18 protein-coding genes are annotated in these 19,500 nt (G+C 41.2%); 13 read left to right on the forward strand and 5 right to left on the reverse strand.

Translation table 11 applies throughout. The features are described 5' to 3' along the window. Nucleotides 1-13 precede the first annotated feature (13 nt). The gene (locus SLH46_RS01870) at nucleotides 14-640 is read left to right on the forward strand and encodes a hypothetical protein (protein WP_320279441.1); all 627 of its coding nucleotides are present in this window, start codon (nucleotides 14-16) and stop codon (nucleotides 638-640) included. A gap of 7 nt (nucleotides 641-647) precedes the next feature. Here the strand turns inward: SLH46_RS01870 and SLH46_RS01875 are convergent, their stop codons facing one another. After that, nucleotides 648-1,340: a porin family protein gene (locus SLH46_RS01875; protein WP_320279442.1), complete on the reverse strand. Its 693-nt coding sequence runs from the start codon at nucleotides 1,338-1,340 to the stop codon at nucleotides 648-650. A 207-nt stretch (nucleotides 1,341-1,547) separates the two neighbouring features. Between SLH46_RS01875 and SLH46_RS01880 the strand changes: the two genes are divergently transcribed. Further along, nucleotides 1,548-2,150: a hypothetical protein gene (locus tag SLH46_RS01880; RefSeq protein WP_320279443.1), complete on the forward strand. Its 603-nt coding sequence runs from the start codon at nucleotides 1,548-1,550 to the stop codon at nucleotides 2,148-2,150. A 19-nt stretch (nucleotides 2,151-2,169) separates the two neighbouring features. Then, nucleotides 2,170-4,389, forward strand: a complete 2,220-nt coding sequence (locus tag SLH46_RS01885) for a hypothetical protein (RefSeq protein ID WP_320279444.1) — start codon at nucleotides 2,170-2,172, stop codon at nucleotides 4,387-4,389. Between the two features lie 57 nt (nucleotides 4,390-4,446). Here the strand turns inward: SLH46_RS01885 and SLH46_RS01890 are convergent, their stop codons facing one another. Next, entirely contained in the window at nucleotides 4,447-5,121 is a 675-nt protein-coding gene (locus tag SLH46_RS01890; RefSeq protein WP_320279445.1) for a hypothetical protein, read from the reverse strand. A gap of 170 nt (nucleotides 5,122-5,291) precedes the next feature. On the opposite strand from SLH46_RS01890, the gene SLH46_RS01895 reads away from it, so the two are divergent. After that, nucleotides 5,292-6,365, forward strand: coding sequence for a hypothetical protein (locus tag SLH46_RS01895; RefSeq protein WP_320279446.1), 1,074 nt, complete (start codon nucleotides 5,292-5,294; stop codon nucleotides 6,363-6,365). Nucleotides 6,366-6,377: 12 nt separating this feature from the next. Continuing rightward, nucleotides 6,378-7,073: a DUF4956 domain-containing protein gene (locus SLH46_RS01900; RefSeq protein ID WP_320279447.1), complete on the forward strand. Its 696-nt coding sequence runs from the start codon at nucleotides 6,378-6,380 to the stop codon at nucleotides 7,071-7,073. Between the two features lie 147 nt (nucleotides 7,074-7,220). Here the strand turns inward: SLH46_RS01900 and SLH46_RS01905 are convergent, their stop codons facing one another. From SLH46_RS01905 to SLH46_RS01915, 3 genes are read right to left on the reverse strand one after another with little or no spacing between them, the layout of a single operon-like run. Then, the gene (locus tag SLH46_RS01905; RefSeq protein WP_320279448.1) at nucleotides 7,221-7,808 is read right to left on the reverse strand and encodes a hypothetical protein; all 588 of its coding nucleotides are present in this window, start codon (nucleotides 7,806-7,808) and stop codon (nucleotides 7,221-7,223) included. A gap of 11 nt (nucleotides 7,809-7,819) precedes the next feature. Continuing rightward, nucleotides 7,820-8,512: a DUF4136 domain-containing protein gene (locus SLH46_RS01910; RefSeq protein WP_320279449.1), complete on the reverse strand. Its 693-nt coding sequence runs from the start codon at nucleotides 8,510-8,512 to the stop codon at nucleotides 7,820-7,822. 49 nt (nucleotides 8,513-8,561) lie between these two features. After that, on the reverse strand, nucleotides 8,562-9,665 hold the full coding sequence (locus SLH46_RS01915; RefSeq protein ID WP_320279450.1) for an AI-2E family transporter: 1,104 nt from the start codon (nucleotides 9,663-9,665) through the stop codon (nucleotides 8,562-8,564). 270 nt (nucleotides 9,666-9,935) lie between these two features. On the opposite strand from SLH46_RS01915, the gene hypD reads away from it, so the two are divergent. The 8 genes from hypD to SLH46_RS01955 all read left to right on the forward strand — a co-directional run bounded on the left by hypD (nucleotide 9,936) and on the right by SLH46_RS01955 (nucleotide 19,466). Then, on the forward strand, nucleotides 9,936-12,395 hold the full coding sequence (hypD, locus tag SLH46_RS01920; protein ID WP_320279451.1) for a trans-4-hydroxy-L-proline dehydratase: 2,460 nt from the start codon (nucleotides 9,936-9,938) through the stop codon (nucleotides 12,393-12,395). A 252-nt stretch (nucleotides 12,396-12,647) separates the two neighbouring features. Next, nucleotides 12,648-13,556, forward strand: a complete 909-nt coding sequence (locus SLH46_RS01925; protein WP_320279452.1) for a glycyl-radical enzyme activating protein — start codon at nucleotides 12,648-12,650, stop codon at nucleotides 13,554-13,556. A gap of 236 nt (nucleotides 13,557-13,792) precedes the next feature. Beyond that, nucleotides 13,793-14,329 carry a YceI family protein gene (locus tag SLH46_RS01930; RefSeq protein WP_320279453.1) on the forward strand — a complete coding sequence of 179 codons (537 nt, stop codon included), beginning with the start codon at nucleotides 13,793-13,795 and terminating at the stop codon, nucleotides 14,327-14,329. Between the two features lie 311 nt (nucleotides 14,330-14,640). Continuing rightward, nucleotides 14,641-15,315 (forward strand): hypothetical protein, encoded by a 675-nt coding sequence (locus SLH46_RS01935; RefSeq protein WP_320279454.1) that lies wholly within the window; start codon nucleotides 14,641-14,643, stop codon nucleotides 15,313-15,315. A 61-nt stretch (nucleotides 15,316-15,376) separates the two neighbouring features. After that, nucleotides 15,377-15,937, forward strand: coding sequence for a GNAT family N-acetyltransferase (locus SLH46_RS01940; protein WP_320279455.1), 561 nt, complete (start codon nucleotides 15,377-15,379; stop codon nucleotides 15,935-15,937). Nucleotides 15,938-15,980: 43 nt separating this feature from the next. After that, a complete protein-coding gene (locus tag SLH46_RS01945; RefSeq protein WP_320279456.1) occupies nucleotides 15,981-17,606 on the forward strand; it encodes a T9SS type A sorting domain-containing protein in 1,626 nt (541 codons plus the stop codon). Nucleotides 17,607-17,657: 51 nt separating this feature from the next. Continuing rightward, nucleotides 17,658-18,290 (forward strand): hypothetical protein, encoded by a 633-nt coding sequence (locus tag SLH46_RS01950; protein WP_320279457.1) that lies wholly within the window; start codon nucleotides 17,658-17,660, stop codon nucleotides 18,288-18,290. Nucleotides 18,291-18,455: 165 nt separating this feature from the next. Beyond that, entirely contained in the window at nucleotides 18,456-19,466 is a 1,011-nt protein-coding gene (locus SLH46_RS01955) for an aldo/keto reductase (protein WP_320279458.1), read from the forward strand. The last annotated feature ends 34 nt before the right edge of the window (nucleotides 19,467-19,500 follow it).

The following is a 19,500-nucleotide window of genomic DNA, read 5'->3' on the forward strand; positions in this document are numbered from 1 at the left end:
AAAATGTTGAATTATGAAACGTAAATGGATAGTTGCAGCGCTGGTAAGTCTTTTGTTGTCGGCTTGTATTCCAACAATGAAATATACCTGGACAAAAGAGAATTACACGGCGAAAAAATTTGATAACATACTCGTTCTGGCCATAACGCAAAACATGGAAGCCCGAACAATCTTTGAAAATACCATTGTAAAAGCCCTCGAGGAAGAAGGATTTCATGCGGAAAATAGTTTGAAATTATTCCCTCCAATTGTAAGTATCGAGAAAATAAGCGAGGAGGGAATCGAATCGAAAATAAAAGCTTCGGACTACGACGCTGTAATCGTGTCGAGCCTGGTTGATGTTAAAGCGCAGGAAGTTTATGATTATGTGGATTACTATCGTCCGTATCCGTATTTTTATCCACGACACATTTATTACGGTTATGGGTATGCCTACCGTCCCGGTTACTACCGCCAGGAAACGTCTTTTGTAGTCGAATCACGTTTGTTTGATACATCAGCCACAACAAAAGAAGATGCCATTGTTTGGTCCGGTCAGTCAGAACTGATAGATCCGGTTTCGTACGAGTCGGGTGCTAAGGATCATGCCTATTCCATGGTGAAAACCTTATTAAAATCGGGAGTGTTGCAACAGCCATAAGTTAATTTTAGTCCGGTTTTTTGGCTACACCTATCGGCACCGAAACTTTCAGGAGCAGCGAGTGGTGAAGACTTTTCGAGCGGTTTTTATATACGTCGGTTAGTCCCTGGTAATAACGCACTCCGAGGCTCCATCCTGTGCCTTTAAGTAATTTGTACCCGGCGCCAACAGCTATTCCGGCGTTAAACCAGTTGAACTGTTCTTTATTAAAATCTTTAATTTTCCAGTCTTTTTCTTCGGCATCCGAGGTAAAGGCAATCCATCCGTCGTATAACCAACCCAGTTGCGGACCGGCTTCCACGTAGAAATGATTATCGAATTTGTAATTGGCCAGTATCGGAACCATAAATGCCAGCACTTTCTGATTGTATTTACCTTCCACATCGTAGATGTCAGCCTCCAGAAACTCAAGATCGGAAGAAGAAAGGTCGCGCATTCCCAGGCTCGACATGCCTTGAAAACCGGTGTGTAAAAACCAGTTATTTTTCATGCGGATATCAAAATAAAGTCCAAGATTAAGCGAGCGAAGGTTGCCGGCATTGTCAAACCCATTTATGTTCGAGAAGTTTAATCCGCCTTCCAGTCCAAACTCAATATTCGGAGAGTTTAATTTATCGCCCAGCAGTAATGAAATCAATACCTGTGCTTCCGAAAAAGTTGAAAGGAGCAGAAATATGCTTATGATCAGTAGTTTCTTCATCAAAAAGTTTTTCAAAGATTCTTTTTTTGGCAGTGTAAGTTGTTTACAAGATAGTAATAAAACCAACGAGGAATTACATAAGAAATGATAAAAGATCCACCGTTTATAATTCTATGGATTGTTGTCTAAATTTCATTTGCGATTAATATTTAAAAAACCGAACTTTTATACTTGGAATATATCGGACAAAATCAAACAAAACTTAACATGAGAAAATCTTTAATTTTAATCTTTTTCCTCTTTTCAGGAATGTCGCTTTTTGCGCAAATTGTTGAATTAACTCCAATTTTTGGTTACACAGTTGCCGGTAAGGTCGATAATTACGGAAGGTATTTCGATATCAAGGACAATGCTCTTTACGGCGGTTTATTGAGTGTTCAGTTTGATGATCTGATGTATGCCGAATTAAGTTACGAACGAAATGATACCGAAGGTAGTGGTTTTTTGAGAACGGTTGATATGGCAGTTGAGCAGTACCAGGTTGGTGTACTTCGCGAATTTTCAAAGGGAACGGTAGTTCCTTTTACCAAAGTAAGTTTTGGAACATCGCGTTATGTGCAAAAGTCGGGAGGCGACGAGCGGGCGTGGCTTTTCTCGGGAGGAATCGGTGTCGGTGCTAAACTTATTCTTTCGGAAAGAGTGGGACTGCGATTGTTTACCAACCTGATGTTGCCGCTTGAGTTTGACGGTGCCGGCTTTTGGTGTGGCATTGGAACCGGGGGAAGTGGATGCTCAGGAGGAGTGAGTTTTAATGTTCCTGTTGTACACTGGGATATGGGTGCCGGATTAATTATTCGTCTTCAGAATTAGAATTTCAATTTTAAATACCATGAATAAACTATTGTTAATATGCCTTTTTCTGACTTCGCTATTAAGTCGGGCAGAAGGTGAAGAAAAGCTGGTTTGGCCCCGCGAAATTGAGGCCTCGGGAAATGTAATTACGTTATACCAGCCACAGCTGGAATCGCTGAATATGAATATTTTGGATGGAAGAATGGCCGTTTCGGTGAAAACCAAAGACGATGAAATGGTTTTTGGCGCATTGTGGTTTAGTGCCACACTTTTAACCGATAAAGAAAATCGTACTGCCGACCTCGTAAAAGTGGAGATTCCGATGGTAAGATTTCCGGATGTGGAAGACGAATCGAAACTGGAGCAGTTAAAGCAATTGGTTATTACCGATATGGAATCGTTGGATGTTAAAATGTCGCTAGATCGTATTCTGGCTGACCTTGAAGATGAGGAGAATCTGGAACTATTGAATGATCAGATTAACAACAATCCACCAGAAATTTATTACCGTTCTTCTCCGTCGGTGTTGGTGATTATCGATGGTGATCCAATAATGAAAAAAGTAGATAATTCGAATTTGGAGTATGTACAGAATACACCTTTTCTGATTCTGAAACGGAAATCGGATTATTACCTGAAAGGTGGAGAATATTGGTTTACTGCTTCTGACGTGTTGAGTGACAATTGGAAGCAAACTAAATCGGTTCCGAAAGAGGTAGAAAAAGTAGCTGAAAATATGATGGAGGATCAGGATGAATCTGAAGTTGAAGGAAGCGATGCTATTCCGGAGATCATCGTAAGTTCGGTGCCTGCCGAGTTGATCAGCTCCGACGGGAAACTGGAATACGAGACCATAAAAGGTACATCGTTGCTGTTTGTAAAAAACTCGGAAAACGATATCATTATGGATATCAACTCACAACATCATTTTGTCTTGTTGAACGGTCGCTGGTTTAGCTCAAAAACACTGGCTGATGGCGATTGGACATTTATCGAGCCGGAAGATCTTCCGGAGGATTTTGCTAAAATTCCCGAAGATGAATCGATTGCAACGGTAAGAGCGAGTGTTCCGGGAACTGCCGAAGCAAAAGAGGCAAAATACGAACAACAAATGCCACAAACTGCCGTGGTCGACCGGAAAACAGCATCGGTTACTGTGGAGTACGACGGTAACCCGAAGTTTGAAAAAATTGAGGATTCGGATGTGGAATATGCCATAAACACAGCCAGTACGGTTTTACGCATAAAAGGCAAATATTATTGTGTTGATGATGGAATTTGGTTTGAATCGACAAAAGCAAGCGGCCCGTGGATTGTTAGCGATTCGCGCCCGGCCGAAGTGGACGAAATACCACCAAGTGCCCCGGTTTACAATGTGAAGTACGTTTACATTTACGACTCAACACCCGACGTAGTTTATGTTGGTTATACACCCGGCTATTGTCATTCGTACTGGTACAACGGCTGTGTTTTTTACGGAACAGGATATTATTACCGGCCGTGGTATGGCAGTTACTACTACCCGCGTCCGTGGACATTTGGTTTTGGAGTGCATTACAATCCGTACACCGGATGGGGTTTTAATGTAGGTTTTAGCTACGGATGGTTTCATATGAATTATTATGGAGGAGGCTACGGTTACTGGGGACCTGCAGGTTATCGTCATGGTTACCGACATGGTTATCATCACGGTTACCATCATGGTTACAGAGACGGTTATTTGCGTGGATATGCAGGAGGTTATGCCAACGGCCGTTACAACTCGAGAAATATTTATAGCCGCAGAGACCGGGGAATACAAAGCACCCGCGACGTACGAAATCCAAATGCACCAAACCGACGCGATAATGTTACATCACGCCCTTCTTCTCGCCCAAATAATGTTTACACCGACCGAGATGGAAATATTATGCGACGCGATAACAACGGCAACTGGCAACAGGAAAATAAACGGCCAAGTACACGTCCTGATTTGCCAAATAAATCGGGCAATACCAGTTCAACCCGTCCATCGACGCGGCCAACTCAACCAACGCAGCGTCCATCAACGCGACCGACGCAGCCAACGCAACGACCTTCAACACAGCCGTCGCAGCGTCCGTCTACAAGGCCTTCAACGCGACCGAATAACTTAGAAAGGGACTTTAACAGTAGAAATCGTGGAACAACACGATACAATAACTTTCAGAATAACCGGCCAACAACAACACCGCGTAGCCGACAGGCACCGGCCAGAAGCGGAGGCATGAGAAGGTAGCACAAAAAAAGAGCAGACACTTTTAAAATGTCTGCTCTTTTTGTAAGTAATTAAATGCTATTTCGATATTACTTTCTTACCCAGTAATTGTTTTACAACGATATAAGCCAGTGCTTTCGATTCTTCTTCGATCGATTCAGGATTTGATGTTTTTGTCTGGGCTCTCCAAATTAATTTTTCAGTAGCTACATCGTACAGGTTGCATTCAATAAAATAAGTCACATCGTCGGTGTAATATCCATGATCCATAATGGTTCCCATCGAGTAATAATAATAGTCATAATACGATCCTCCCAAGGCATAAGGTGTTCCGTAATAACCGGTGCCTCCCATCGAAAATCCACGATCGTTTACCCAGCGTTGTTCTTTTGTTTTATCAAACATGGTGATGATCATCAACGCATCAATATTATTCTCGGTAACCTTGGCAACCACACTTTTTTTAATGGCTTCAGAGTCTTTCAGTTCTTTGGCAGCCCCTTTTAATTGGCCGGCCATTGGAAAAACGTCGGTGGTAGGCATGGCTTTAATGCCCTTTTCATTTAAATAATCCACAACATTATGCTCGGTAATATATCTACTCGACGATTGCGGGAAAAGTGCCGTTACTCCAATGTTGTTGTATTCCTGCGGCGTATTTTCTTTGTCCGACCACGAGTTTATAAGTTTTGTAGATGAGCAGCTGGCAAATAAAAAACTCAATGCCAGGAATAGGAAGCTAAACTTTTTCATTGTTCTAATTCTGTTTTTGTTTCATACAATAATACAAAAATTATGATGAGCGATCGACCTTTTTGTAAGGAAGATAGAGCATGATTTTCTTAAAAATCAGTAACAAATCGTGAATCTCCTAAAAATGCACTATTTTTAGTACACCTAAGTGGAAATAAAATCTGTAACTTATGAAAAGTTTGATCATCAGCCTGATTTTCTTATCCCTCCTTAATTATTCCTTTGCACAACAACAAACAGATACCTCGCTTTTTGAACCGGTAGCCGACACGCTAACAAACATTAGGTTTTTCGATAAGGAAGAACCGCTAAAAGTCACTTTAAAATACGATATTACTTCATTTATTAAGCATAAGTCAAAAGGCGAATATTTGCCTGCTGAACTTGCCATTTATACCTCGGATAACGACTCGGTAATTAAAAATATTCGCCTGAAAGCACGTGGTAATTTTCGCCGTAGTCATTGCTTTTTCCCGCCAATATATTTGAATTTTAAGACCGATCCGATTGACAAAACAGAATTGGAAGGCATTAAAAAAATTAAAATTGTCACGCATTGTAACATGTCACAAGCCTATAAATCATACATAATACGTGAATATCTAGCGTATGAAATATTCAATATTCTTACTCCGAATAGTTTTAGAGTGAGGTTGTTGAATGTTAACTATGTTGATACGGGGAAGAAAAAACGTAACTATAAGCAGATAGGCTTTTTAATTGAACCGATTGATTTAATTACAAGGAGGCTAAATGCAGTTGAAGTTAATGAGAATATAATCGTAGGGAAGAATGTGTTGCCTGTTGAAGGTACGCTTGTTGCGCTTTACCAGTATTTTATTGCCAACACCGATTGGCGTTATAAGGGTGGGCATAATATGAAATACGTTAAGTCGATGGAAACGCTTACAAATAACGTGATTCCCTTGCCGTACGATTTTGATCATGCGGGTTTTGTAAATACAAGTTATGCCATTCCGCAGGATTGGAGCGGTGCCAGTACAATTACCGACCGCGATTATCTGGGGTATTGCCAAACAAATGATGAAACTTACCACCGGGCAATTAACTTGTTTAATGAGAAAAAACCGGAAGTTATTGCTGCCATCGAAAGTTGTGAACTATTGGATAAAAGAGACAAGAAAGAAGTGTTGACCTTTGTAAATGAGTTTTACAAGATGGCTGAATATCCCGAATATTTTATCCGAACCTTAAAAAATGAATGCAGAGACCTTGATTTTTAAACAATAAATTAAATGATAGAACAACAACTCGTAAATATTAGCGGAGAACCCTGGTCCGATTTTTTGATCCGGCTGCTGGTAAATGTAATTTCCATATTTATTCTCATTCGTTTTATTTATTACCCTCGAAACAGCCGGGTGAAATACATTTTTACTTTTTTTCTGATGGGAATGATGATCTTTCTGATTGCATCCATTCTCGACAAGGTGAGTTTGGACATGGGATTTGCGCTGGGACTTTTTGCCATTTTCGGAATTATCCGCTACCGTTCGCCTTCTATTGATTTAAAAGAAATGACCTACCTGTTTCTGGTGATCGGTGTATCAATTATCAACGCGCTTGTTGAGTTTAGTATGCAAACGCTGATAGGGCTTATCATTGCCAACCTTATAATTATTGTTTCGGCATTGATAATGGAGCATTATAAACCCAAAGGATATGTGCTAAAACGTGCCATGGTTTACACGCCGTCGAACTACTCGGTTTTAAACGATAACCAGACTTTGCTGGAAGAGATAAGGCAAAATACAGGAATAAATGTATTGCGTGTTGAGATCGATAAAATTAACAAAGCCAAAAACGAAATTACGGTGTGGATCTACTTCCGCGAAAACAATCCCGGAGATGTGAAAGAGCACCATTCTACCGACTTGGCAACTGAAGATTCAACAAGGGATTGGGAGAGTACAAACAGCAACAGTTATTAACGAAAAAGCAGTTCACTATTCTTTGTTCCGTCATCCTGAACTGTTTCAGGATCTTCAAGTTTTTGAAGTCCAATCCGTACAGATTCTGAAACAAGTTCAGAATGACATCGTTTTGAAACCGTTGATACTACCTCCCGGAAATATATGTTATTTGAGTCCGATTCCAACTCCTAAACTCAGATACGACTGACTCGGAAAGTCACCCGATTTAAATCCGTAATTGTATTTCAATTTCACCGAAAGCCAGGCTTTGTAGTTCATATCGTAGAGCATTCCAACTTCGGGAGCAACATGAAACAGCCATTTGTCGTCGGTTAAGGAAAAAACGCCAACATCATTTCTTGCTTCGTTGTACGAGGTTCCAAGTCCAAATCCTGCATAAGGGATGTAGTCGCCTTCGCCCGAAAAATATTTTTTTACGTTAACAGTTATCGGAACAATATTGGTGTACCGAAACTGAACGGCATTTATTGTAAGTCCTTCGTAGTAAAAAGTTTCTTCCTGAATCTTTTCCCTAAACAGGTTCCACCCGATGTTAAACCCGACTGACAGCTCTTTGTTAATGAAACGTTGTACCTCAAAATCTGCTCCGCGAGGACTTAAATTATTGCTAAAATCGGCTGTTTCGCCAAGTGGTATCGATGGTAAATAGTTGACAAAAATTGATGTTCCTTCTTGCGCTTTTACGGCAATGGATGCAATAAACAGTAGTGATATAATGATATATTTCTTCATGGTTGCCGGCTTTATTTTTGTAGGTAAGGGCTTTGTTCAAATACCTGGTTGATCTCGGTTGTTAACCGTTCCTGGATGTGCGAATCCGACCCGGCCAAAATGCCGATAACCGAACCTTTCCAGGGCATCGGTACCTTAAACGAACTATCGTCTTCGTCGGGCATTTCAACATCATCCATATTCAGCATATCGATAAACAAGGTTCCAACGGTGTAACCACCCGATGGGTAAGTCGGATAACCCGGCCAAACCGGATAACCCGGATACCAGTAAAAATCAGTATACCACGGATACCACCAGTCCCACGGATACCAATACCACCAGTCCCACCAATAGTTGTAGTAATAATTCACGTCGGTTTCAAGTACCGAGAGCATGATGGAAACATCTGCATCGATTTGACCATCGGTAGGACCGCTAACTTCAGTCCAGCCCATATCAAGGAAATTTTGTCGTACTAAAGATAAAATGTGGCTTTCCTGTGCATGATCTACACTCACCAGCGAATTTGATTCTTCATCGTTAATGTAAATGATCGAATCTGCCAGGTAAAAGGTTTGTAGCTGCGAGAAATTCTGGTCTTCATCATATTGGGTAATAGCAATGTCCAATTCCTCAACGGTGGCATCGTATTCCGGATGACACGAAAAAAGAATGGTCGAAACAAATAGGAGAAGCGCAAAGACGAGGTAGTTTCTATTCATAGTAACTTGCTTAAAAAACTAAATTTATAATGTAAGTGTGTTTTGTGGATTAATCTTCTGCATTTTTAACATCCGTGGTTTCTAATTGTTCCTGAACGTCGTCGAACCACAATTGAAGGATTTGGTACCCCAAAGCCATAACTACTGCACCAATAAACAGACCGATCATTCCCATGAGTAACATTCCGCCAATTGCCCCGATTAGAATAACGAGCATTGGGATATTCAGTCCGCGACCCAGCAACATTGGTTTTAGTACGTTGTCGCTTAAAGCGCCTACAATTCCCCAAACAGTAAACAAAACTGCGGGGGCACCGCCAACTGCCGAGAACATGTAAATGATAAGAGGTATGATAACCAGAAATACCGGTATTTGTGCTACTGCAAAGAAAAAAGTAACCAGTGTTAACAGGGCTGCCAGAGGTATTTTAAACACAAAAAGTGCTGCAGAAATTATAGCTGTTTGTATAATAGCTGTTCCTAAAATACCGGTTACTACACTGCTAACTGTTTTTTTAGAGTTGTCGACGATTTCAGTACCTTTTTTTTCACCTGCCAGGCGGTTGAAAAGTTTATAGATAAAAGGATAGCCTGAAGTTGAATTGGCTAAGAAAAGGCCGGAAATAATAATGGATAGCATAAAAACCAGTATGCTTCCCATAAAACCTTTAAAGAAGTTAAGCACCTTAAGTCCTAAAGCCTCAATTTGCGGTTGGAATTGCGTGGCTGCGGCAGAAACATCTACTGCAAATTGATGCCACGAGTTGTATAACGATTTCCCAATCAACGGCCAGCCGGCTACTTTTTCAGGTGGCTCGTTAACCATCAGTTCTCCACTCTTTAGCTGCGCGGAGAGGTCTTTTACATTCTCGAATAAGGAGCTGACAAATGATCCGGAAGGGATGAGTAATAGTGCTAAAAGAACAAGCGTTATAATTGTTGCCGATAATCCGGATTTACCTTTTAGTAATTTGGTTAACCGAACATGTAGCGGATGAAATGCTATTGCAATGATCATTCCCCAGATTACAGGTACCAAAAATGGCTTAAAAATGAGGAAGCAAATTACTACTATTGCGAAAATTAGCGCTGTTTTAATGTAGGACTCAATGTGTTCTTTTTCAAGTGAATTGGCTGCTTTTTTTATCGACATGATATAGTTATATTTAATTATGTTTTGCTGTAGTTGTATTTTTGTTGAAATTGTTTGCTCTATTGTGTATTATCGTGACAACGTAATTAACTTTTGACTAAATTTACGGCATAAAAACATACAAGTCAAGTGACATCAAAATTGAAAATATCAAATCTACTGGTAAGTTACCGGTGCTTATTCGAGTGCTGGATCTTGTATGCTTAGAATCTATCTCGTAGGTTAGCCCTGTTTCTTTTACTTTTTGTTTAATTTAATTCTTTTGAAATCATGTCTTTAGCAGATGATTTAACCATAAAGACACCCGAGCGCCCGGCTGGTGCTGAAGGTAATTTTTATACGCCGCATCCCAACGCCATTGGTCCCGGTATGAACGAACGCATTCAGCGTTTGCGTAAACTTAGTGTTGAAACACAGGAGTCGCTGTCGATCGAGCGTGCTTTGATCACCACGAAGTTTTATAAAGAAAACTACGGCAAGTACTCGGAGCCGATGATGCGTGCCCTTAATTTTCTTGAAATTTGTAAGCAAAAAACCATATACATTGGCGACGATGAATTGATTGTTGCCGAACGTGGCCCGGTTCCGAAATCGGTTCCAACTTTCCCTGAATTAACCTGCCACAGCGTTGAGGATTTTCATGTGTTGAACACGCGCGATCAGCAACAGTACACTATTTCGCAGGAAGATATTGATACTTACGAACAGGAAGTAATTCCTTACTGGGAAGGTCGCACTATGCGTGAACGTATTTTTAGTCACGTGCCAAACGAATGGAAACGTGCCTACGAAGCCGGCGTATTCACCGAGTTTATGGAGCAGCGTGCTCCCGGTCATACCGCGCTCGACGGAGCAATCTACAAAAAGGGGATGCTCGATTATAAAAAAGAGATCAACGATCATATCAATCGTCTCGATTTTATGAACGACGTTGAAGCCACCGAAAAGCTCGAAGAACTAAAAGCCATGGACGTATCATGCGATGCCGCCATTGTTTTTGCTGAGCGTCACGCCGACCTGGCCGAGGAAATGGCAAAAACCGAAAGCGATCCGAAACGTGTTGCCGAGCTGAAGCGAATTGCAGAAGTGTGTCGCTGGGTACCGGCCAACGCACCGCGAAACGTGTGGGAAGCCATCCAGATGTACTGGTTTGTGCACCTCGGTACCGTTACCGAATTAAACGGCTGGGATGCGATGAATCCTGGGCATTTCGATCAGCACCTTACTCCGTTCTTCGAAAAAGAACTGGCAGAAGGAACGCTGACCCGCGATGAGGCCAAGGAACTGATCAGCTGTTTCTGGATAAAAGTAAATAACCACCCTGCGCCGCCTAAAGTGGGTATTACAGCGCGCGAAAGCGGAACGTTTAACGATTTCACCAACATAAATATTGGAGGTGTGAAACCCGACGGGACTGATGGTGTTAGCGAGGTTTCGTACATGATGCTGGAAGTTATCGAAGAGCTGCACGTATTGCAGCCGGGTAACTCGGTGCACATTGCCAAAGTAACGTCCGACGAGTTTTTACAGGCTGCCGGCAAACTGATCCGCCAGGGACACGGTTACCCTTCGGTATTCAATCCTGATATGTATATTCAGGAAATGGTGAACCAGGGAAAAACCTTGCAGGACGCACGCGAAGGCGGTTGTAGTGGTTGTATTGAGGTGGGTGCCTTTGGTAAAGAAGCTTACCTGTTAACCGGTTATCTGAACGTTCCAAAAGTTCTGGAGATTACGCTGAATAACGGTATCGATCCGCTTACAGGAAAAGTAGCAGGTATCGAAACCGGCGATCCACTAACCTTTAAAAGTTTCAATGAGTTGTACGAAGCTTTCCTGAAGCAGCTGAATTTTGTGGTAGACCAGAAAATACGTGTAAGCAATTACATCGACCAGATGTTTGCCAAATATGCACCGGCGCCATTTCTTTCAGTGGTGATTGAAGATTGTATCTCGAAAGGAAAAGACTATTACAACGGTGGCCCGCGATACAATACCAACTACATTCAGTGTACCGGTTTAGCGACGGTAACCGACAGTCTTTCGGTGCTGAAAAAGCATGTTTTCGAAGACAAGACGTTCTCGATGGACACCATTCTCGATGCTGTGGCTAAAAACTTCGAAGGCGAAGAAGTGTTGCGTCAACGCATTCTGAACCGTACGCCATTCTTTGGTAACGACGACGAATATGCAGATACAATTGCCGTGCAGGTTTACAACGACTTGCTGGACGCTATCGAAGGAAAACCAAATACTAAAGGAGAAGTATTTCACCTGAATATGCTTTCAACCACCTGCCATGTTTATTTTGGTCTGGTGTTGGGAGCTACGCCAAATGGACGTTTTTCCGGTAAATCGATTTCCGACGGTACATCGCCATCGCACGGTTGCGATACACACGGACCAACAAACGTAATTCGCTCGTTGGGAAAACTCGATCAATCGAAATCGGGAGGTACCTTGTTGAACCTGCGCTTTGTCCCGAGTTTGCTGAAACGCGACAAAGACGTGGAGAAACTGGGACACCTGATCCGCAGTTATTTCTCGTTGGGAGGTCACCACATTCAGTTTAATATTGTTGATACGGCTACACTTTTGGCGGCACAGGCTTGTCCTGAAGATTACAAAGACCTGCTGGTGCGTATGGCCGGATACAGCGATTATTTTAATGACATGAATGCCGATCTGCAACAGGAAGTTATTGACCGTACACAGAACGAGGTGCTGTAAAATCGTTAGACGGAAGGAAAAGATTGGCTTGTCCTGAAAGCAAAAAACGGAAATGATACTTTAAAAGATAATTTGCTTTCGTTTCACCCCTCCAAACCTCCCCGCCAGCTGGCGGAAGGCTTAAAGTCCCCTACAGGGGATTTAGGGGTGAGGAGCCAAGTGGTTATTTACAATTTGTATGATCTTAATTGCAGAAATATTTTGTGGACATTATCAATCATTCTTTTTTCGATATGACAATTTAGTTTTAAAATGAATCAATCATTAATATTCGATATAAAACGTTATGCCATTAACGATGGGCCGGGAATCCGCATCACCCTGTTTATGAAGGGATGCCCGTTAAGTTGTAAATGGTGTCACAACCCCGAAAGCCAGTCGCCGGATGTACAAAAGCTGTATACCGAATCGAAGTGTATCGGCTCGCAGGAGTGTGTGAGGATGTGCCCCGAAGATGCGCTGACACTGACACCAAAAGGAATTGTTACCGACTACGAAGCCTGTACCCTTTGTGGTATTTGTGCCGATGTATGTCCGACTAAAGCCATTGAAATGTCTGGACGACCCTACGAGGTTGACGAGCTAATGCAGATCATCGAACGCGAACGCATTCACATCGAGCAATCGAATGGTGGAGTTACGTTTTCGGGTGGTGAACCATTAATGAATCCCGATTTTCTGATGCAAATGTTGGATGCCTGTGGCGAAAATAAGCTGCACCGAACGGTTGATACCTGCGGATTTGCCGACTCCGAAACTTTGCTGGAAGTGGCTAAAAAGACCGAGCTATTTCTGTTCGACCTGAAGCTGATGGATGAGGCCAAGCATAAAAAATGGACGGGCGTTAGCAATAAGCTTATCCTGAAAAACCTTCGGTTGCTTGCCGAAAGCGGAGCAAACATTAATATTCGTGTGCCCTTTATCCGCAATGTAAATGCCGACCATAATACGCTTACTGAAATGGCGGAATTTATAGCTGCCTTGCCGGGTAAAAAGCCGGTGGTAAACTTATTACCGTACCATAATATTGCAGCCAATAAGTACAACAAGCTGGGATCGAAGTACAACGAATTTAATATGGAAGAACCCACCGAAGAGGAACAAAACCGAGCGCTGGCTATATTCGAAAAATATGGTATTGAGGCTGAAATTGGTGGATAATTAGAAAACACTTCAAGAATAATAGAAAAGGGCATCCAAAACTGGATGCTCTTTTTTATTTGCTAATCTTTAGTGTTTTACAATTCTTAAACTAGTTTATTTTTCACGGAAACCGAACGCTGTATCTTTGTAGAAGAAAAAAACATCTTAAAATCATAAATAGATGTAAGAACGGCATTGAAACAAAACAGTGTCGAAGAATTAAACAGAAAATTAAACAATAAAAATTTAAGAAAATGGCAACAGAAAAAACAATTTGGGTACTTGACCCAACGCATAGTGAGATTACTTTTAAAGTAAAACACTTGATGATTTCGAATGTAAAAGGCGAGTTTAAAAACTTTAATGTTACCGTGGAAGGAGAAGATTTCGAATCGTCGAAAATTCAGGTAAACGTTGATACCGGCTCTGTTTATACCAATAACACCGATCGTGATAATCACCTTAAAAGCGTAGACTTCTTCGATGTTGAAAACTATAATGAAATGACTTTTGAAAGCACTTCGTTTAAAAAAGTGGACGACGACGAATACAAACTTACAGGTTTACTTACCATTAAAGGAGTATCGAAAGAGATGACGCTCGACGTTGAGTTTGGAGGTACAAACAAAGATCCGTGGGGAAATGAAAAAGCCGGTTTTTCGCTGGAAGGAAAAATCAACCGCAAAGAATGGGGACTAAGCTGGAATGCCGCCCTTGAAAGTGGTGGCGTTCTGGTAAGCGAAGACGTAAAATTACAAGCCGAGGTTCAGCTTGTAAAGCAAACAGCATAAAATAATACCTAATAATTAATGTGCCGTGATGAAGAATCATGGTATGTAAAAGACAAGAGTTTCCTGGTTGCCTCAGTGAAACTTTTGTCTTTTTTGTTTCGGGCCTTTATTCCCAGCGATAGATTCTATAAAACAACGCATAAACTTATTGCTGTAATTTGTTGAATCCACCCCATTCATTTTCAACATTTCACTTATTCCCAATATTGCTTTTGTTAAACAGAATACTAACTTTAGTTTTTGTAATGATATAGTGAAAATTACATAATTAGGAGATGATGGACTGTTGTGATGCCTAATTTTTAAATGACATGAAAAGAGCAATTAGTTTTATATTCTTCTTACTGGCTTATCAACTGGTAATAGGACAAGTCGCAACCATTAAAGACTCTGATGGTTGGACTAATGTACGTAATGCTCCAGATGGAAAATCTGAAGTCATTCATAAAATTTATGAAAATGAAGTATTTTGGTATGACTATGCTCCTTCCGATAATCTTCAAGACTGGATATCCGTTTACATTCCTAAAAATAAATTTTGCTTAGGGAAAAATTCACCTGATTTCATCGTTGGTTTTATTCACAAATCAAGAATACTGCCACTTGACAGTTTGGAGAATTATTCTGGAAATGACTTTAGTTTTGAGTACGAGATAGCCGATTTCGATTCGTCGAACCGAATAATAGACACAGAAAACGAAAAATGGGTAACTTTTATAGACGGTAGGCCAGTTTGGGGAACTGATGGAAATTTACCCAAAAGCCAGGTGAAAAATATTGATGTAAAAATTAATACGAAAAATATTAAACTGCATCAAGTGTTCTACAGCGATATTTATGAATGTAACAATGCTTTTGACACGTATAAGATAGGAGACACCTATTTTGTGCATCAATGGAATAGTGATGGAGCTGGTGCTTACGAAATTGTCTGGGTTTTTACAGAAGACGGGTTAATTCAAAGACTTGTTGGCTCAATGATTTAAAATCAAGAGCTAGCCATAATACAAGTACAAAATTCTTCAACTAAAGTCAAAAAGGAGCAATATGAATAATCGAAAATTACTTGAAATTGAAACGGACAGATTAATCTTATCTGAAGTTACAATTAATGACCTGGAGAATATTCACAAACTTCATTTGATGCCCGAAGTTGATGAGTTTAACACCATGGGAATTCCTAAAACGATTAATGAGACGGAAGAGTTTCTTCAACCGGTAATTGAGGCTCAGGATGCTATTCCGAGAGCCTCGTATATGTGGAAAGTAGTACTAAAAAATACAAATGAGTTTATTGGAGTGGCAGGCTATTCATTGTCGAATAACAAATTTAAACTCGGAGAAATTTATTACAAGCTGGATCCTGCGTATTGGGGAAACGGTTATGCCACCGAACTAGCAAAAAGGCTGGTTGTACTAGGATTTGAATACTTTAACTTACACAAAGTTGAGGCTGGAGTGGCGACTAAGAATGTAAAATCGATTCGGGTTTTAGAAAAAATTGGCATGACAAGAGAGGGCTTGCGACGGAAAATATTACCGATTCGCGGCGAATGGATAGACAATTATCATTATGCAATTCTAGAGGATGATAAACGGAATTATTAAAATAGCCAACCTTATACCACAAGCATTAAAACCAAAGAACCAAATGAAATACCCGATTTTTACCCTAATCTTCTTGCTGTCCTTTTCTGTTTTTGCTCAAACCGATGTGGATGTTGTTATCAACACCAACGAGAAGTACCAGACCGTTGAAGGTTTTGGCGCAGCATTGGCCTATTACGAAAACTGGTTAACGGCGCATCCAAATAAAGCGGAGATTTACGACGTTATATTCAGCGAACTGAGCCTCGATATTCTTCGTGTTCGGAACGCTTATGATTACGATACCACAATGATTGACCGGATTGCGGAATTTAATAATGCGGCTAAAAATTCGCTTGGTCATCACATAAAAATACTGGCAACTTCGTGGGGGCCACCAGCTTATTTAAAATCAAACAACAACCGAAACAACGGAGGCTCCTTAAAATACACGGTAAACGGAAGTACCGTGGAGTTTAATTATGCCGGCTTTGCCGACTGGTGGAACAAGTCGTTGGACGAATACAATGCTAGTGGTGTTTATCCGGCCTACATCAGCCTTCAAAACGAACCCGATTATAAAGCCTCATGGGAGTCGTGCCTGTTTAAACCTACCGAAACAATTAATTCAGCCGATACCATCGCCGGTTACAATCAAGCTTTGGAGGCCGTTTATAATAAGATTGAACAGCGGGACGTAAAACCAAAAATTTTGGGACCAGAAACGATCGGAATTGGCTACAACACGGTTCAGAATTATATAAATGCACTAAACTCCTCGTACATTTATGGCGTTGCCCATCACCTTTACCACGGCGTAGATGAAAATAATCCGTGGGTGAGTAGTTATTTTAATGAGGTGGGCAATTTGCAGGAGGAACTGCCCCATTTTCAAACGGAGTATAGCCGGGGTGATTGGTTTTCGCTGGGCGGTTTAATGTTTAAATCGTTTAACGACGAAAATGTGGTGGCCTACCTTTATTGGGATTTAATTTGGGATGGATCGGGGTTGGTTAACATCGAATTTCCGTGGGATAAAAACCGGTGGACCACCGAAAATGGATACATCAAAACAAAAGAATTTTATGCATTTAAGCAGTATTCGGCATTTATTCATCCCGACTGGACGCGGATAAATTGCAGTAATGAAGACGAAAATATAAAAACGCTGGCTTTTATTAATCCGGCTCTCGATTCGGTTTCGCTGGTGCTGGTAAATCGTTCTGAAACAGAAAACATAAACGTAAGTATTTCGATTGATGATTTTAGCTTTCATAAAACCGCGGTTTACCGGACATCTGAAAACGAGAATTGCTTAGCTGTAAATGCATCGGACAATTCGAATTTAACCTTGCCTAAAAAATCGATCACAACCTTACAATTAACTACCGGTGGAGAAACGGCTGCGCCGGATATTTGTGACTCTTCGAATGAGCTAGTAATCTATCCAAACCCGGTTTCGGAATATGTAACTATTCAATTCCCCGCGAATAATACCGCTTATGATGTTGTGGCGATTTTTGATGGCAGCGGTCAGCTTGTCGAAAAACAGAAGATTAATAATAGCGATAATCCAACGCACAATATTACCATCGATTGTAGAGGATTTAGAACAGGGTTCTATTATTTTAGAATTGAATCGACGAATGGAGAGCGCCTGAGTGGTAAATTTATAGTTCAGGGTGACTAGATAACGCCGGCTAACAAAACCACATGCAGCGTGCATGAAAACTTGAAGAGGATGAATTTAAAAACACTCGTAACAGCAATTCTGGTATTTTCAAACCTGGTGATATTCGGTCAAGGACGTGAAGATCTGAAGTACAGCATTACCATAGATGCTTTTGGTGGAGTTAGTAGCATGAAGCTGAATATGCAGATTGAACGAGACAGTGAGCAGGTTAAAATATACTACAAGAAGCAGGTAGATGTTGATCCCAAGTACATGGAAGAACAAGAGAAAATTAGACGGATTTTCAACAAGAGACGGCAGGCAACATCTGAAAGAAAAAAAGATAGATTATTATCTAAATTGAAAAAGATCAGAGGAAAGTATGAAATATACATGGACGACAGTATTATCATCGATCCATCGGAAAATGCTGAGTATTTCAGTTTGATCGACTCTGTTTACAAAACCGACAAAACGGAGCTACTGCGAGACAGGCGTAGTGGACAATACATAACTATAGATGGCACTTCGTTTCATATTCAGGTACTGGAAGAAAATAGTACGGTTAAAGATCTATATGTACGTTCGCCAAGAGAAAAATCGCACCCGTTAATCAATCAATTGATTTGCGATACCCTGGATTTATACCGGGCACAATACGCCAATTCGATTCTGAATAAAGATTTATGCAACGGATATTAAGGTAAACCGGTACCCGGAGTTTATACTTTAAGAGAGCAACTCATTTTTTGCCGCATGTCGTGAATTACCTGCTGATTATCAGAACTATTTGCAATTCGTATTGTTTTAGTTCTAAACAAAAACACAACAACCCGATTAGATTTTAACATCCAAAAAACATACATTATGAAATACAATTTATTGGGAAACACAGGATTATTGGTGTCAGAACTTTGTTTGGGAACAATGACCTTTGGAGGCCGCGGTATGTGGACAGCCATTGGAACGCTGCCACAGGACCAGGTAAACAGCCTCGTAAAACAATCGGTTGACGGCGGAATAAACTTTATCGACACCGCCAATATTTATAGTGAAGGATTGAGCGAACAAATGACCGGACAAGCCATTCGCGACCTGGGATTAAAACGCGACGACCTGGTAATTGCCACAAAAGTGCGTGGTCAGATGGGCGAAGGGCCGAATGAAGTCGGCTTGAGCAAAAAGCACATTCTGCAACAAGCCGACGAAAGTCTAACTCGTCTGAATATGGATTATATCGATCTCTACCAGATTCATGGTTTCGATAAACTTACACCCCTTGAAGAAACGCTTGAAGCATTGGATTTGCTGGTTAAAAGTGGAAAAGTAAGGTACATTGGCTGCAGCAACCTGGCTGCCTGGCAACTGATGAAAGCACTGGGAATTTCGGCACAGCAACACCTGAGTAAATTTGTGTCGTTGCAAGCCTATTATACCATCGCCGGCCGCGATCTGGAACGCGAACTTGTTCCTTTGCTGCTCGATCAGAAAGTTGGTCTGATGGTTTGGAGCCCGCTGGCGGGAGGTTTGTTAAGTGGCAAGTACAGCCGCGATGCCAAGACAAAAGAAGGCCGACGGGTGAATTTCGACTTCCCTCCGGTGAATAAGGAAAAAGCCTTCGATATTGTGGATGTGATGCGAAAAATTGCGGAAAACAAAGGAGTTACCGTGGCCCAAATTGCATTGGCGTGGTTGCTGCATCAGCCCGTAGTTTCGTCGGTAATTATTGGCGCCAACAAACCCGAACAATTAGCCGATAACTTGAATGCGGTAAAAGTAAAACTTGATGAAAGCGAACTAAAAGAACTGGCTGAAGTGAGTAAACTTTCGCCGGAATATCCGGGCTGGATGATTGAGCGTCAGGGAAGTGGCCGTTAGGTATTTTTTAGAGAAGCATTTTTACCACCGGCGC

It is taken from the genome of Draconibacterium sp. IB214405 (genome assembly GCF_033963885.1).
Classification (GTDB): Bacteria; Bacteroidota; Bacteroidia; order Bacteroidales; family Prolixibacteraceae; genus Draconibacterium.